Source organism: Marinobacter sp. S0848L (assembly GCF_023016065.1).
In the GTDB taxonomy this organism is placed as follows: domain Bacteria; phylum Pseudomonadota; class Gammaproteobacteria; order Pseudomonadales; family Oleiphilaceae; genus Marinobacter.
Genome location: NZ_JALKAQ010000010.1, coordinates 97069 through 113340, shown reverse-complemented (window position 1 = coordinate 113340; position 16272 = coordinate 97069). Strand labels below are relative to the sequence as shown.

General features: G+C 52.4%; 12 protein-coding genes and 1 pseudogene. 10 read left to right on the top strand and 3 right to left on the bottom strand.

The features are described from left to right. Positions 1-86 precede the first annotated feature (86 nt). The 3 genes and pseudogenes from MWU64_RS12480 to MWU64_RS12470 all read right to left on the bottom strand — a co-directional run. Positions 87-806 (bottom strand): annotated as a pseudogene (locus MWU64_RS12480) (IS1380 family transposase); the annotation flags it as partial. Positions 807-1428: 622 nt separating this feature from the next. After that, complete coding sequence (locus MWU64_RS12475; protein WP_247064714.1) at positions 1429-3243, bottom strand: Wzy polymerase domain-containing protein; 1815 nt, start codon at positions 3241-3243, stop codon at positions 1429-1431. 69 nt (positions 3244-3312) lie between these two features. Continuing rightward, positions 3313-3771, bottom strand: a complete 459-nt coding sequence (locus MWU64_RS12470) for a pilin (RefSeq protein ID WP_281496355.1) — start codon at positions 3769-3771, stop codon at positions 3313-3315. A gap of 394 nt (positions 3772-4165) precedes the next feature. Here MWU64_RS12470 and pilB point away from each other — a divergent pair, with 394 nt between their 5' ends. From pilB to MWU64_RS12420, 10 genes are all read left to right on the top strand, one after another. Next, the gene (pilB, locus tag MWU64_RS12465; RefSeq protein WP_247064713.1) at positions 4166-5878 is read left to right on the top strand and encodes a type IV-A pilus assembly ATPase PilB; all 1713 of its coding nucleotides are present in this window, start codon (positions 4166-4168) and stop codon (positions 5876-5878) included. A gap of 2 nt (positions 5879-5880) precedes the next feature. Beyond that, the gene (locus MWU64_RS12460; RefSeq protein WP_247064712.1) at positions 5881-7101 is read left to right on the top strand and encodes a type II secretion system F family protein; all 1221 of its coding nucleotides are present in this window, start codon (positions 5881-5883) and stop codon (positions 7099-7101) included. Positions 7102-7222: 121 nt separating this feature from the next. After that, a complete protein-coding gene (locus MWU64_RS12455; RefSeq protein ID WP_247064711.1) occupies positions 7223-8098 on the top strand; it encodes an A24 family peptidase in 876 nt (291 codons plus the stop codon). 9 nt (positions 8099-8107) lie between these two features. Then, a complete protein-coding gene (gene coaE / locus MWU64_RS12450) occupies positions 8108-8707 on the top strand; it encodes a dephospho-CoA kinase (protein ID WP_247064710.1) in 600 nt (199 codons plus the stop codon). 52 nt (positions 8708-8759) lie between these two features. Then, positions 8760-9791, top strand: coding sequence for a hypothetical protein (locus MWU64_RS12445; protein WP_247064709.1), 1032 nt, complete (start codon positions 8760-8762; stop codon positions 9789-9791). A gap of 1 nt (position 9792) precedes the next feature. Then, positions 9793-10542: a tRNA (N6-threonylcarbamoyladenosine(37)-N6)-methyltransferase TrmO gene (gene tsaA / locus MWU64_RS12440; protein ID WP_247064708.1), complete on the top strand. Its 750-nt coding sequence runs from the start codon at positions 9793-9795 to the stop codon at positions 10540-10542. 19 nt (positions 10543-10561) lie between these two features. Next, on the top strand, positions 10562-12940 hold the full coding sequence (locus tag MWU64_RS12435; protein ID WP_348645558.1) for a response regulator: 2379 nt from the start codon (positions 10562-10564) through the stop codon (positions 12938-12940). Positions 12941-12978: 38 nt separating this feature from the next. Next, positions 12979-13167 carry a DNA gyrase inhibitor YacG gene (gene yacG / locus MWU64_RS12430; protein WP_247064707.1) on the top strand — a complete coding sequence of 63 codons (189 nt, stop codon included), beginning with the start codon at positions 12979-12981 and terminating at the stop codon, positions 13165-13167. 143 nt (positions 13168-13310) lie between these two features. Beyond that, positions 13311-13871, top strand: a complete 561-nt coding sequence (locus MWU64_RS12425; RefSeq protein WP_247064706.1) for a YfaZ family outer membrane protein — start codon at positions 13311-13313, stop codon at positions 13869-13871. 123 nt (positions 13872-13994) lie between these two features. Then, entirely contained in the window at positions 13995-16199 is a 2205-nt protein-coding gene (locus MWU64_RS12420; protein ID WP_247064705.1) for a hypothetical protein, read from the top strand. Positions 16200-16272 lie beyond the last annotated feature (73 nt).

Sequence of the window (16272 nt, the reverse complement as noted above, 5' to 3'; positions counted from 1 at the left end):
GCTGTACCGTGATTTCTTCATGTCGTTCTCCGTTTGCCTCATTGTAGGCCGGAGAACTCTAATTACGCATGCACCGATTTTAGGGGATGTTTACAGCACCAGCTCAGCAATCGGGGGCGATAGAAGCCGCTGTCACCCCGGAACACGATGCGGGTATCCGGCCAGTACTGCCGGATGAACTTCACCAGCAGGGCCAGAATGGCCCAGCTGTGGCGGCTGTCGCTTCGATTGCTGGTGCGCAGGTAGCTCACCAACAGGTGACGGCCGCAGAACACGTACAGCGGGAAGTAACAATGGTGATCGTAGTAGGCGTTAAAGAACTTGCCGGGCTGGTCGCCATGCACTGGAATGTCAGTGCCATCAAAATCCAGCACAATTTCCTTGGGTGGAGTCTCGTGCTGTTCAATGAAGTGATGCCACAGCAGTTCGTGGGCGTTGATCACCGCCTGCCGGTCCACGCGCTGTTCCATCCGGCACAAGGTCGATTTGCCCGCCAGAATGGCATCTTCACCGGTTGCGGTCTGAAGTGCCTGATCAGCGCGTAGCGCCTCGTGATCGTTGAGGTCTTCGTACCCGGCAGCCACGCCAAAGACCCGCTGCCGGACCATGGTTTGAAGCTTGTGGCGAACCAGCACGGGATTACGGGCATCGTCCAGCACCGTAGCCAGGCGCTGAGTGAGCCGGTGTTGTTTGTCGACTTCGCGAAGCAGGAGCAATCCGGCATCGGCGGTGATGTGGCCACCGGAGAAATCGGCTTCAATTTGACGGCGAGAGAGTGGCGAGAAGGTCAGTTTTTCAGGTACCATTTCGGATAGCGGCTGTTGGTGCTTAGTGAACGGTGTAAGGTCCTGAAACTATAGCACTTTCAGCCGCTTTCTTTTATCCCCTCATGAGAAATCCGGGCTAGGCTGTAGACGTGACAACTCACGAGCTGCGTTTTTTATCGTTTTTTCTATGTAGCACTGGCCACTGGAGATTGCTGCTACACGAATTCCAATAATTTCAACAAGAACCACTAATCCAAAAGGAGCAAAACCGCAGCCCATCTTAATACCCCTCAGTAATTCTGTTAACCGCCTAACAGATTGAGGCAGGCAATTTCGGTGAATATCCGCAGTCAGTGCGCTTTGTACAGATATCACGAAAGTAAAACATTGAAACAGAGGCTAATTTATAGATGCTAGATCAAGCTGCACTGTCACCAAAGCTATACTTTAACCAACCACGATAAGGTTTATCCCCTTGGCGGCACGCGACAAATCGCAATTGAGAGCAAGAACACCGCAGCTAGCAACCCAAGACCGAATACTAGGAGCCCACCCTTCACAGCATACCTACAAATTGTAAGCGAACTACAGCATTAAGAAATAACCACAGAAAAAAACATTGCACACCGGTACATAAAAATATTCGTAGAACTACACGAAGCTACATCCTCGATAACGCGTCTTGGTTTTTGCTTTGCATCGATGGAATCGTTTCTCCTCTTGGGGCCAAACCCCGCTCAATGCATTTTGCAAGCACAATTGTTTCCTGAGGTTTCAACACAACTGACTTAAGAGCATGGTCGAGCATTATGGGTGCAGCTGCTGGATATCGGTAGGCGATTGACTCAGCTACCTGACACGCCTCATTGACGTCGCCCTTCAACACCAGAATAGAGTACTCCCGGAGAACCACAAGATCCCGTGGCTGCCATAATTTCATCCGCCGAGCCTCATTAAGCTGCCAATCAAGATTTGTTGTTTCAGGAGCAAAATCGCGATATTTCCTCAAAATGGCATAAGGCCCCATCAAACTGTCATTGGCAAGAAGAGAAAGCGATGCAAGTTGCTCTCTATCTGGATCCGGCGTTACGGCCACTTTCACTATCCGGCCATATTGAGCCGACAAATTAATAACTAACGCTACAGCCATTATCGTGATTATCGAGCCAAGGATGGGCTTGAGATGTTTAGTTTCGGCATAAAGTGACTTAACATCAAAAAGGCTCACCATCAATAAGCAAGTCATAATCAGAAACCACGGATACCAGAGGGGAAACTCCAAATTACTATGTACAAAAACAACACCCAATCCCCCTATAGCCACGAAACGACTTGAATCCATTGGCTTCGAAAGAGCCACTTTAACGATATAACATATACCAATTAAGATAAGAACCAGACCAAAAACACCAAACTCTACGAAAACCATCGTAAAAAGATTATGGGAATGTAGCCAAGTAGAGGCAGCTACGCCATTTGACGGCAGTGACATATCCGCGCTGTAAGAGAAATTTGGATAATTTCCCGGGCCAACCCCCACTAGAAGCTGTCGCAGTGAAAATTGACTAACCCCTGACGTAAGCTTTAAAAACTCCGATATTCTTGCGTCATCTTGCGTGACAGACCGGTCGATAAGTGCCACGTCGATATTTCGTTCAATCCAGTTGACCTCCACCAAATGGTTTCTAAAAAGACTATTTATCTGAGGAACGACTAGCAACATCAAGAAAACAGCCAACAATCCGTAACTTAAATTCTTTCGCGTAGAATGCGCGTCGACCGCATCAAACCTTGGCAAACGACTCAAAAGCACAAATACGAATAGGCCAAACAGAATCAGCCAGGACATTCTCGAAGCCGAAGATGCAATTACCCACCCAAGCACTACGATATTTAAAATTAGAAATTTTCTATTCGATCCGCTATAAACCACTGAACCAGCAATCAGTCCGAACCAGGCAACCGCTGTTGTCAAATTAGGCTGATTCATGAGCCCGGACAACCGGCCGTATGACGCTTCGACCCAAGGTAAAAAATACGATAAAATTCCATAAAATTTGGCAATCGAGGCTAGGCAGTAAATAAAAGACCCGTACATCAGAGCTCTGGCTAGGAGAAAATTAAACTCTATCGGATTCTGGCTTTTAACTTCACTTGCAGAAAGTATTACAAAAACAGAAAACGTCAAACTAACAAAATACCAGCGCCAAGATGCCTCAAAAGAATAAGAATTAATAAAAACCGAGACAATCAACAATGCAAGCAGCGCAATACAAAATACTACAGGCATACTTACTTTGAAGCTTGCATCTTTAGAGACGAAAAATCCCGAGCCAACAAGCAAACCGGAAAAAAGGAAAACCCCGGCATTAATCAATGCGGAGTTAACTGGCCAGACAGCGACCACCCCAGCCAATGGTGTTATCGCCAAGCCAAAGATAAGCACGCAAAACATTCGCATAGCGTTGCCACGCATATTGACTCCGGTCTTCCATCACAAACAAAAAAGGAGGCCTTCAGGCCTCCTTTCACTGTATAAACAGGATTAGGTGTTAGAGCAACCTACAGGAATGAACGAGTCATCCCACCCATTATTTGCGGTACCATCCTTGACGTTGCATGACCATGCTCCTTGAGGAGTTCTGATCAATTGTATCTTGGCTCCGGTGACCGCAACGCTTGCATTTTCACCCAGTACCGCTTCAATAACGTAATCATTGCCACTCTTACTCACGGTGGAGGCGCCCTCATTGACCAAATTAGACTCGGTAAAACCAACCGTACTCAGCGCACCACTCAAAGTTGCTCCACGCAACAATTGCTCTTCGGCTGAAGTCTTAAGTGCGGAAATCTCTCCGTAAACTCGATTCATCTGCGAACGTGCGACATAATCTTGATATTGAGGAATAGCAATCGCAGCCAAAATACCAATGATCGCAACAACGATCATCAATTCAATCAGAGTAAAACCCTGCTGACCCTTATTCATTTGAATCTTTTGCATAATTCGACCTCTATTGTCGTTTTGGTTCTTAGTAGCTCCGGGGCGGTGGAGCATTACCCCGTGACCGCTTTGAGCTTGGTGTAAGTTAAGCATCGCCCGTGCCAAATGCAAGATAACATAAAAAAACAACGCTCACTCAATAAGTTAAAGCAACTGCGTGACTTAGATCACACAACTAACTGGGTACAACTTTAGTCGCGAAACGGCTATGAGTGACATTTTTCGTCACTAAACCTCTGCACGCTGTTTGGTCAATCTGAATACGACCTCACAGAACCATAATGAGAAGTGGAACCTTAGACCCTACAACCTTTCCAAATTCAACCACTACATCTAAACTCTGTGCTCATAAAGACGTGATTCAGCCACTTACAAGACTTTTCTCAGAGCACTTATGGCGAGCAACAACCGAAACGTAACGCTAACGGGCCTTGCCCGTCGATTTGTCGATGACGGACTTCTGGACGAGGACATTGCGAAAAATGCTTTCATCCAGGCATCCGAAAATCGCATCCCATTGATCACCTACCTCACCCAGAACGATCTAGCTGATAGCTCCAAACTAGCATTTTCCGCCGCTATGGAGTTCGGCATCTCTGTTCTCGACCTCGAGTCGTTCCTGCCAGAAATGATGCCGGAAAAGTCCGTCGACGAGAAACTGATACGCAAACACACAGCCCTGCCCCTCTATAAAAGAGGTAACAGGTTGTTCATCGCGGTTTCCGATCCAACGAACATCCAAGCTCTGGACGAGATCAAGTTTAATACAGGCCTAAGTACCGACGCCGTCTTAGTAGACGACGCAAAGCTCCGGGCCGCGATAGACAAATACCTTGAATCTCAAGACTCATCGATGGGAGATCTTGATGATGCTGACCTCGACGGCGTTGAAACCGAAGGTAGTGACGACGAAGATGACAGCGCAGTACCAACTGCAGAGGTTGATGACGCACCAATCGTAAAATACGTCAACAAAATTCTCCTTGACGCCATTCGTGGTGGCGCCTCGGACATTCACTTCGAGCCTTACGAAAAGACTTATCGGGTGCGCTACCGGACAGACGGGATATTAAAAGAAGTCTCTCGCCCATCTATCAAACTCGCTCCCAAAATCTCTGCGCGCGTGAAAATAATGGCGCAACTGGATATTTCCGAGCGCAGGGTGCCGCAGGATGGCCGGATTAAGATGAAGCTATCCAAAACTAAGGCGATTGATTTCCGGGTCAACACTCTGCCGACCCTCTGGGGTGAGAAAATCGTATTGCGGATTCTTGACCCCAGCCAGGCAAAACTGGGCATCGATGTTCTTGGCTACGAGGAAGACCAAAAGCAACTCTACCTGGAAGCTCTCGAACAGCCACAAGGGATGATTCTCGTCACCGGTCCGACAGGTTCCGGTAAAACGGTTTCGCTCTATACAGGCTTGAACATTCTCAACACCAACGAGCGCAACATCTCGACCGCAGAAGACCCGGCCGAGATCAACTTGGAAGGTATTAACCAAGTAAACGTAAACACGAAAGTCGGCCTCGGTTTTGCCGAAGCTCTGCGCGCCTTCTTGCGGCAAGACCCAGACGTAATCATGGTCGGTGAGATCCGGGATCTGGAAACGGCCAACATTGCCATCAAAGCAGCTCAGACCGGCCACTTGGTCTTATCCACCTTGCACACCAACAGCGCTGCTGAAACCCTCACCCGAATGATGAACATGGGGGTGCCCTCTTTCAATATCGCCACATCGGTAAGCCTGATCATCGCCCAGCGCCTCGGCCGGCGGCTGTGTAGCTGCAAGCAACCCGCAGACGTGCCAAAAGACGTGCTTTTAGCCGAAGGGTTCACACAGGAACAAATCGATACAGGGTTCACGTTGTTCCGCCCCAAGGGCTGTGATAAATGCAGTGGTGGGTACAAAGGCCGCGTTGGTATTTACGAGGTGGTCAAGATTACAGACGAGCTGGCCAGCATGATTATGGAAGAGGCCAGTTCGATTCAAATAGCTAAAAAAGCGCAGGCCGAGGGCTTCCGTACTCTTAGGCAGTCTGCCCTGATGAAGGTGATTCAGGGCGTGACCAGCCTTGAAGAAGCCAACCGCGTGACGAAGGACTAAGCATGGCAGAAAAATCGCAAAAGCTGGAAGCGTACGTTTGGGAAGGCAAAGACCGGAAAGGTAATAAAACCAAAGGCGAGATGAATGGCGTTAGTCTGGCTTTAGTTAAAGCACAGCTTCGCAAACAGGGCGTGATTCCAGACAAAGTCAAAAAGAAGCCGAAGCCGCTGTTCGGGGGAAGCAAAAAGATTACGCCTTTTGACATCGCTATGCTGACGCGCCAGTTAGCAACCATGATGAAAGCAGGGGTGCCCTTGGTGCAGAGTTTTGACATTGTAGCTGACGGTCTCGAGAACAAAGGGTTACAAGAGCTAGTCATGTCGATACGGAATGATATTTCATCCGGTACTGGCTTTGCCGCTGCATTACGCAAACACCCCAAGCATTTCGACAATCTCTACTGCAACTTAGTGGAGTCGGGCGAACAGGCAGGTGCTTTGGAGGCTATGCTAGACAGGATTGCGACCTACCTGGAAAAAACAGAACTGCTCAAGAAAAAAGTCAAAAAAGCCATGACATACCCCATAGCGGTTATTGTCGTAGCGATCGTGGTAACAGCAATCTTGCTTGTGAAGGTAGTTCCTCAGTTTGAAAGTTTATTCCAAGGCTTTGGCGCAGAATTACCCGTATTCACGCAGATGGTTGTAAGGCTATCTGAATGGATGCAATCGTGGTGGTTTGTGGTGCTAATTGGAATTGTAGGCTCAATTTTTCTGTTTAAGGAAGCAAAACGCAGATCGCCAAAATTTTCGGACATCGTGGATAAATACGTTCTAAAGCTCCCGGTAGTCGGTGAAATTCTCGACAAGTCTGCAGTCGCGAAGTTCGGGCGTGTTTTATCGACCACTTTCGCAGCGGGTGTACCTTTGGTGGATGCACTGGACTCTGTAGCCGGCGCTACGGGCAATGCGGTTTATCGCGACGCAATTCAAAACATCAAAAACGATGTTTCCAGCGGTACGCAATTGCAGGCCTCCATGCGCCAGCAGGACGTTTTCCCCGTGATGGCGGTTCAGCTTACAGCTATCGGTGAAGAGTCCGGTAATCTGGATGAGATGCTTGAGAAAGTTGCCGTCCATTATGAAGCAGTGGTTGATGACATGGTGGATAACCTGACAGCGCTGATGGAACCCATGATTATGGCAGTTCTGGGGGTACTGGTCGGTGGTTTGATCATCGCCATGTATCTGCCGATTTTCCAGATGGGCCAGGTTGTCGGCTAACTAATCTCATCACTCTTCGACACACCACTAATATTCTCACCCTCCCCCGCAATGGGAGAGGGTGATCCGAAAACCGGATTCACGCTCCTTCGGGAGCAAAAAGTTCACAAACGAGCCCCCAATGCCATCACTAGAAACCTTCCTCTCAACCCCCTGGCTTCTCTATACCACCGTCACCATAGTCTCTCTCTGCATCGGCAGTTTCCTAAACGTGGTTATCCTGCGCCTGCCCAAGATGATGCACCAAGACTGGCGTTGTCAGTGTGAAGAGTTTCTAGAGGTTTCAGACGAACAACGCAAAAGCGAAACGCAGATAACACTGTCAAAACCAGCCTCCACTTGCCCATCTTGCGGCCATAAGATTCGCGCCTGGGAAAACATCCCTGTCATCAGCTGGCTACTACTCAGCGGAAAGTGTTCTTCGTGCAAGACGCGAATTTCACCTCGCTACCCACTGATCGAAGCCATTACTGCGGCCGCTTCAGTAATCACGGTTTGTTTGCTAGGCCCTACGGAAGCCGCCCTTTGGGCGTTGCTGCTAATCTGGGCCCTGGTTGCGCTCACAGTGATCGACTTTGATACCCAGCTCCTGCCCGACAGCATCACCCTCCCCCTGATGTGGTTAGGCTTGGTACTGAATTACTTCGGCATGCTTACGGATTTCGAGAGCGCTTTCTGGGGCGCCGTCGGGGGTTATTTGTCGCTTTGGTCGGTTTACTGGCTGTTTAAATTACTCACCGGCAAGGAAGGTATGGGGCATGGTGATTTCAAGTTGCTTGCGGCTTTGGGTGCTTGGCTGGGGTGGCAGGTGTTGCCGGCGATCATTTTGCTGTCGTCTTTGGTTGGGGCGGTTGTTGGTATTAGTTTGATGGTGTTTCGCAAGCATGGGCGGGAGGTGCCGATTCCGTTTGGGCCCTATTTGGCGGTGGCTGGTGTGATTTGTTTGTGGTTTGGGGCGGAGATAGTTTCGGCCTGGTATGGGTTTCTTGGAGTTTAGGAGCAAGGTTTGGCGATTGTCGGGTTAACAGGCGGGATTGGTTCGGGAAAATCTACGGTGGTGCGGCTGTTTGGTGAGTTGGGCGTGCACTGGGTGGATGCGGATGATGTGGCTCGGGAGGTGGTTGAGCCGGGCACGCCTGCGCTGAACACTATTGCTGAGCATTTTGGGGATGCGGTGTTGCAGGCCGATGGTGCGCTGGACCGGGCCTGGTTGCGGCAGAAGGTATTTGCGGAGCCGGAGGAGCGGGCTTGGCTTGAGGCTTTGTTGCACCCGATCATTCGTGAAGAGCTTATCCGCCAGTTGCAGCCTTCAAATTACACCCTGCCCTACACCTTGCTGGTTTCACCGTTATTGCTGGAAACCGATCAGCACGCATTAGTGAACAAAACTCTCGTTGTTGATGTCCCGGAATCTGTGCAACTTGAGCGCACCATGGCTCGGGACAACAATTCTCGCGAGCAGGTGGAGCGCATTATGGCAGCGCAGATGGCTCGGCAAGATCGACGCGCTAAAGCAGACGCGATCATCGATAACAACCAGCCTTTGGTTGAGGTTGAGCGGCAGGTGGCAGAGCTTCATAATCAGTGGGTGATAGAATTCAGTTAAGGGGCTCCCTCTGCGTTACCTCCCGTTCTTTTCTCTTCTTCTGCCGCTGCTATTGGTTGTCTCTGCGCACGTCCACGGTGCAGGCCCGATTAGTGTCGAGGAAGATTCCCTAGCGGATAAGCTCTCTCCTTACCGTTTACCCGCGTCGTTCTACACCGTGGAGCCCAGCGAATACTGGGCCGAACCGGTCGATTCCTGGTGGTTGAGTGCCAGTAACTGGGTTATTCGTCAGGAACGCTTGCACGGTAGCAAGGTTCAAAGCATTGGCAACTGGGCAGACCGTACGTTATCCGGCTCGGAACATGGTTTACCGAACAACGAAAGCTATCTTCGGCTAGGCTTTGCCGCGGAATCGGAGTACAGCGACCCGGCACAATTCAAACCAGAGGTACGCTTTCGGCTGGATCTGCCCACCACGAAGAAAAAACTGCGACTGGTTATCGAAAGCGACAGCGATGAATTGGTCCCACTGGGCGAGCGCGAGCGGGATCGGCAGCTGACCGAACCGGAGCGAACCGATACCGACACCACCGGTGCACTGCGCTATTTAACGGACGTAGGCGATGCCATCAATTTGTCGATGGACGTAGGTGGCCGGTTGCGGCTTCCGCCCGAAATGTTCTGGCGGCTTGAGGCCGACAAGCGCTGGCTGGCTGCAGACAACTGGCGTATCGGGGTTAAGCAACGGGTGTATTACTACCACTCCTCCGGCTGGGGCTCCCGCTCCTGGTTCGGCGCAGACCGGCCGGCGTGGAATGGCTGGCACTTCTTCACATCGTCGGAACTGGAGTGGGTACACACCGACCGAAAATTCGAAGCAGCGCAACTCTTTAGTCTGCGAAAGCGCACCAGCTCACGCTCTGTGATCTCGCCCAGAATCGGAATACTCGGTGAAAGCCAGCCGGTATGGAGAACCACGTCGTATTTTGCGGATGTGACCTGGCGCTATCGTGTGTACGAAGACTGGCTGTTTGCCGAGCTTATTCCCGCGTTAGAATTCCCCCGCGAGGAGAGCTTTAAAGACCAAGCTTCGGTAATCTTTCGCATCGAAATGTATTTTGCCGGCACCATTGATAGAGACTGACATGACCCGACCCCGACACAAAAGCAAACCGGCAACCGAAGCCTTAACCCTTACCCCTGTCGCCTACACCCGCTCCTGCTTCAAAGATAAATTCGGCGTGCCACGCCAACCAGGCCTTACCCGCCACGCCCATGCGGATTTGGTGATTGAGCCGCCGTTTGATCGGGAAGATGCCTTTCGGGGTTTGGAAACCGCCAGTCATCTGTGGCTGACGTTTCAGTTTCATGAAGCGGTGCGTGCCGAATGGCGGCCGGTAGTGCGCCCTCCCCGGCTAGGTGGTAATAAGAAAATCGGCGTGTTCGCCAGCCGTTCGCCGTTTCGGCCCAACAGTTTGGGGTTATCGGTGGTGCGTAACGAAGGGCTTGAGCGAAAAAACGGCCGGCTGGTGCTGAAGATTCGCGATCACGATTTGATTGATGGCACCCCCATTCTCGACATCAAACCTTATCTGCCTTTTGCCGATGCCATTCCTGATGCTTCGCTGGGCTGGGCAAACACGCCTCCGGTGGATCGTGTTGAGGTGGTGATCAGCCCCGAAGCCGAGGCCGAACTGGCCTCGTTGTCCCCGATTGACTACCCGGATCTTCGGGGCCTGATAGAAGATGTTGTCAGCTACGACCCTCGCCCGTCGTTCCGCCGCGGGCGGGATGAAGACCGTATTTATGGCGCGCATTTGTACGATCTGAACGTGCGTTTTCGCTTTGTCACGGGCGCCGGAAAGGTACGTGTAGAAGTTGTGTCCATCTGTTAAACTGTCTGCGGATAAATTGTTGTCGACACAGGGAATTCGTGACTTGCCTTCAAACCCGATTTTAAAGCGCTGGGGCGTGCGCCCATTGGCCCTGAGGTTACTCGGGTGGGTGCTGTTGTACAGCCTTGTATTATCGCTGGTGGCCACAGGCGTACAGATGATTGGCGAATTCGAGCGCCAGAAATCGCGCCTGGAATCCGGCCAAAGCCGAGCCGTTGATCTGATATCCGGCAGCTTAAGCTCGAACCTGTGGGTGCTGAATTACAGCGAAGTCGCGGCCAACCTCGACGACCTGCGCAACGTACCTCACATTCAGTACGTACGTGTACAAACCTCTACCGACCAGGAATTCAATTCAGGCACCAACCCCGACGGTCGAACGATTTCCCAAACCTTTCCTCTGGACTTCAAAAGCAGCCATTTCAAAGAGCCGCAAAGAGTGGGCCAACTCACGGTGGTTTCGTCCGTCGAAAGTATTTATCAGGAAATTCTGGCCAGCGCCCTGATCAATCTGTTGTACCAATCGATCGTTGTGATGCTGGGCACCTTGGGTTTGTTGTTGATCGTGCGCGTCGCGCTTTCACGGCATCTGGAAACCATGGCGGACTATGCCGCCAAGCTTAATCTCGATGCACTGGTGGCCCCATTAAAGTTGCGCCGGAAGAAGCCCGCCCAACCAGACGAGCTTTCAGAGCTGGAACAAGCGCTGAACAAGATGCGCCTGCAGATTCTGGAAGACACCCGCTCGCTGCGCCAGATTTCCGTGAAAACCCGCGGTGAACGGGACGAAGCGGTGCGTGCGAACCAAGCCAAGAATCAATTTCTGGCGAATGTCAGCCATGAGCTGCGCATTCCCCTGCAATCGGTACTCGGTTACGCCCACTTGCTGGCCGATACCCCGTTGGATCAGGAGCAAACGGAATACGTCAGCACGCTGATTAATGCGTCTGAAAATCTATCGTCTATTCTCAATGACTTGCTCGATATTTCCAGCATGGAAGCGGGCAAGCTGGAGCTGGAAGAAATTCCGTTCGATCTCCGGGAAACCCTGAACGATCTTGTGCACATGCTCGGTGCCAGAGCCCGTGAAAAAGGCCTGGCGATGGAAATGCGGGTGGATGAAAGCCTGCCTTGGGCGGTCATAGGGGACCCGGTTCGTATCCGCCAGGTGTTGATCAACCTGCTGGCCAACGCCATCAAGTTTACCGATTCCGGTCACGTTCTGGTGAGCGTTGAGGTGCTCGGCCGCAAAGATAACAAGGTTCGCTTGCGGCTGGCAGTGGAAGACACAGGCGAAGGCATTAACCCCGAAGAGCTGCCACTGGTTTACGAGCCCTATATACAACTGGGCCAACGCTTTACCCGGCAGTTACCCGGGGCGGGCCTGGGCTTGACGATTTGCCGGCAATTGGTTGACCGAATGGGCGGTGCGCTGGATGTTGAAAGCCGCCTCGGCGAAGGCTCCACATTCTGGGTAGAACTGAATCTGCAAGAAGTCAGCGACAGCGCAACCCGCATTCGTCCGGATTCCAGCATGGTACGTGGCCGGCGCATTCTGGTGGTGGATTCCTACGAGCTGTCGAGCAAGATCACTCTGGAAATGTTGTCCCGTTTTGACTTGCAGATTGAAGCGGTTAGATCCGCAGGTGAAGCTCTTACTTCTCTACGCCAGGCTTGTGATGCAGCTGACCCGTTCCATGCCATTGTTCTGGACGGCTTTGTCCCGGATATGGACTGCGACCTTCTGTGCCGGCAAATCCGCAGCAACGCACAATGGCGTGAAACCCGCCTGCTGATTTTGTCGTCCAATCCCCAGCGCGGAGATGCCGAGCATTTCCGGCAAGCGGGCGCCGATGCATTTTTAAGCAAGGCGTTGCGGGAATCCTACTTGATCCCGCTGCTCAATCAGTTGTTCAGTGATATCGAACAACAGGAACGGCGCTTCCTCACGCGTTTTTCACTAAAAGGTTTGACCGATTCCGGCGCCACTCCCTACGAGCTGCCTTGCGGTCGCATGAACGTGCTGTTGGTTGAAGACAACCCGGTGAACCGCATCCTTACCCAGCGACTTCTTGAAAAACTGGGGTGCGAGGTGACCGCGGCCAACGATGGCGAAGCCGCCATGTCGCTCTGGCAACAAAAGACCTTTGATCTGATTTTCATGGATTGTCTGATGCCCCAGATGGACGGATTCGAAGCCACAAGACGGCTGCGGGCCTGGGAGCAAAAGAACAACCGTTTAAGGGTGCCGGTGGTAGCGCTTACCGCCAGCGCCATGGAAAAAGACGAAGAGCTGTGTCGCGCTGCGGGTATGGATGTATTCGTTGCCAAACCTGTCAACCTTGAAATGTTGCGGGCAGTGCTGGAACAATACTGTCACGCACCTGCCGATAACTGATCGCCGGCAGCTCATACACACAGCCCGGATAGACTCCCATGAACGTTGAATGCCCCACTTGCAAAAAGTCCGTTGAATGGTCTGAAGCCAACGCCTGGCGACCGTTTTGTTCCGAGCGCTGTAAGCTGATCGATCTTGGGGCCTGGGCCAATGAAGAGTACCGCGTGCCCGCTGAAAACGTATCCCCCGAAGATCTGGACCAGGGCCACGAAGGCCAGCTTCATTAACACCAGCCTTGCCGCCGGCTTACAGGCTTTTAAGTTGTACTGCGTGAAACAGGTGTTACCATCCTGCTTGGTCACCAATATCGCGGATGCACGCATTTGATGGGCGCTTTGCATTCAATAACGACAGCTACAAAGGTGTATACATGAAGATTACCCGCATCTCAGCCTTGGCACTTTCTTTAGCCGCAGCCCCGGTTATGGCTTCTGATCTCGACCTGAGCCTGACGACTGATTCGGTGAAAGGCCAGGTGAACTTCTTTGGCACTCAGGACGAGTTGCAAGTTGGTGCAGGATACACCTACCACGAAGGCGGACGTCACATTGGTAACGTGGATTTTCACGCCCAGGGCCGTACGGCACTCGGCAACCTGCCAACCACTGCGGGCATTGGCCTGCGCGGTGTGGGCTGGGATGATGACCACCTCGACGGCGGCGCGGTTGGCGTAGGCGGTTTTGCGACCGTGAATATCCCAGACGTACCGGGCTTGTCCTTTGGCGGCAGCCTGCATTACGCGCCCAGCATTCTGTCGTTCGGTGATTCCGACGAAATGACAAGCGTTGAGCTGCGCGCCAGCTACCGCGTGATCCGCAACGCCGAAGTGTTCGGCGGTTACCGCTACCTGAACACCGAGCTGGATTTGGCCGGCAGCCCGGATGTGAATCTGGATGAAGGCATTCTAGCGGGCATGAAGATTTTCTTCTAAGTCTTCCGTTATTATTGGGCTATCCGCGCAACACTGGGTAGCCCAACCGTGTTCCCTTTCACGTCTCGCCCCCCGTTTACCTGTTAGGCTCTTCCAATACTTTGTACTTGGATAGGCCCTGGCATGACAACCAAGCTTGCTTCCCTGCTTTCCGTTTCTTTGTTAATCACTGCCTGTGGCGGCGGTGACAGTGCCATTGATGGCGCCCGCAATGCTCCTAACCGGTTTGGCAGCACCATCAACGCGCTGGACGATTTCAGCCCTGGTAGTACCGGCGATTCCAGCAACGCGAAGGGCCTGAAAGAAAACCAGGTACGGGTAACGATGGAAGTGCCGGCCAACTATGCCCCTAACGGTGAACCTACACGCCGCAATCTGCGCATCGTGGTACCCGACCGCATTCAGGTGTACAGAACCAATCATTCCCTGCAGAAACTGGATGACATTGCGCACACCATCGACACCGGCGATGACGGTCACTTCATCCTGAGCTTCAAGAATGGGCTCCCTGTTGGCCCTGACGTTGTCATCGAAGCCACGTGGAATGGCAATGGCGGCATTACCATGAAGGCGCTGGCGGCCGATTCCGACCGGGATGTGAAGGTGAATCCCTTCTCTCATTACGTGGTTGAAGAAATTCTCGGTGACAAGTATCAGGCCAACGATTTCCAAACGGTGATGGATTGCGTGAACGATACGGGCGGCGGTTTGTGCCTGAATAAGTACGTTTGGGCCACGCTGGCCGATCAGGTTCACGATTTCGAGATCGACATTCCCAGCGGCGCAAACCTGTCTGCTGCGCTTGATCGCCTGAGCGCACGGGTCGATTTTGCCAATTATGTGGATGATCTTGCCGAATACGCTCTGCTTAACGAAAGCGCTTCTGGCAGCATTCAAGCCAGCTCTGCTGACTATAATTCAGTGTTTTTCGGGCTGGAACTTGGAGGAGAATTACAGAGCAATGGCGAACCTTCCGCAGGGCTTTGGGGCTTGCGCACCACCCAGGAAGAGGATCTGACCGGCGACGCCGGCGCGTTTCTTTATCCGGCGTTAACGTTAACCACGTTCGATGCGTTTGGTTTGAGCGTAACCTCGCTGGCCACGGACATACCTTATGACCGACAAACCATAAGCCTGTCGCCGGACAATCAGTTTGGTACTGAAGCCTGGCCGTCAAACAGCCATGCCAGTGCCCCCGGTGCGGCAACGCTTACACCGAAGTCATCTAGCGATGAACCAAAAGCCGCGCGGTTGCTGGCCGGGCGCGCCCTTTACCAAACCATTACCTACCCTTCGGAAACTCAAACCATTGGTTGGACCCGCAACCCATATTATTTTGATGGCTTCACAACCAAGCCTGTTGATGCTCAAACCGGTCCCGACCGGGTACTGGCGAGTTACTTTACGGCAGGCAAGGCGATTGCTCTGAATACTCAGGGGAATCAGTTGAAGCGCAGCGGCACGCTGGAAAATCATTACCTGTCAGCGTTCGAACTGCACTTGCTGCGCAGCGACGATTTCGATATTTCGCAGGCCGAGGGTGACTTTAATATAGTGTATTTCGCTGGCAGCTTCGGCGGCAGCGATCCGGTTGCTTTTGAATCGGCAGTGGGCACCATCAATACGGGGGCGGCATCCGATAACGAGCTTTCCGCTAATGTTAGCGCCACCAGCTTTACCGTGTCTCGCTCGGCCAACGGTTCTGTATCTCCCGCTGCAGGCGCTGAGTCGCAGCCGCTGACCATCGCCAACCGCCGCTCAAAACTGAGTGACGGCCCCCGCTTTATGGGCCGCTTGAGCCTGTGCTCTACCTGCCCGGACACCGACTACTCAACCCCCGATGTCGGCGAGGGTGCCGCTTCACCGGATGGCTCGCTGCTGGCGTTCAATCTTGACGACAGCATTTGGGGTGACGGGCTTTTAGTTGCCGGTAAAGCGCCCACTACAGACCTTCAAACCAATAGCCGCTACCGTCTGCAAGGCTCTGTTCTGGCGATGACCGCCAGCTCTAATGCGTTGCAGCAGCTGAATGGCGGCATACTGACCTTCACCAGCAATACTGAAGCACAACTCACCGCGACAGGCTTTGATGTAACCCATACCATCAGCGATGGCCAAGTCACTGGCCCGGCCGCTTCAGAAATCATTGAGACGTTTACCTACACCGCCAACCCGGACGGCAGCATAGCTCTTGTATCGCCCACTTCGGGGCTTGAACTGGAGGGGTTCTATACCGGTGAAGCCGATCAGATATTTCTGGCCGTTAGAGACGCATCGGCTGCCAGCCCACGCACGGGCTTGCTGATCGCCACGCTTATTCCGGATTAGGCCAAGAGGCCTTTGAAGCCGGAAAAAGGCGTATAACCTGTTATAATTCCTTCCATATCGATTATAAAGAGGG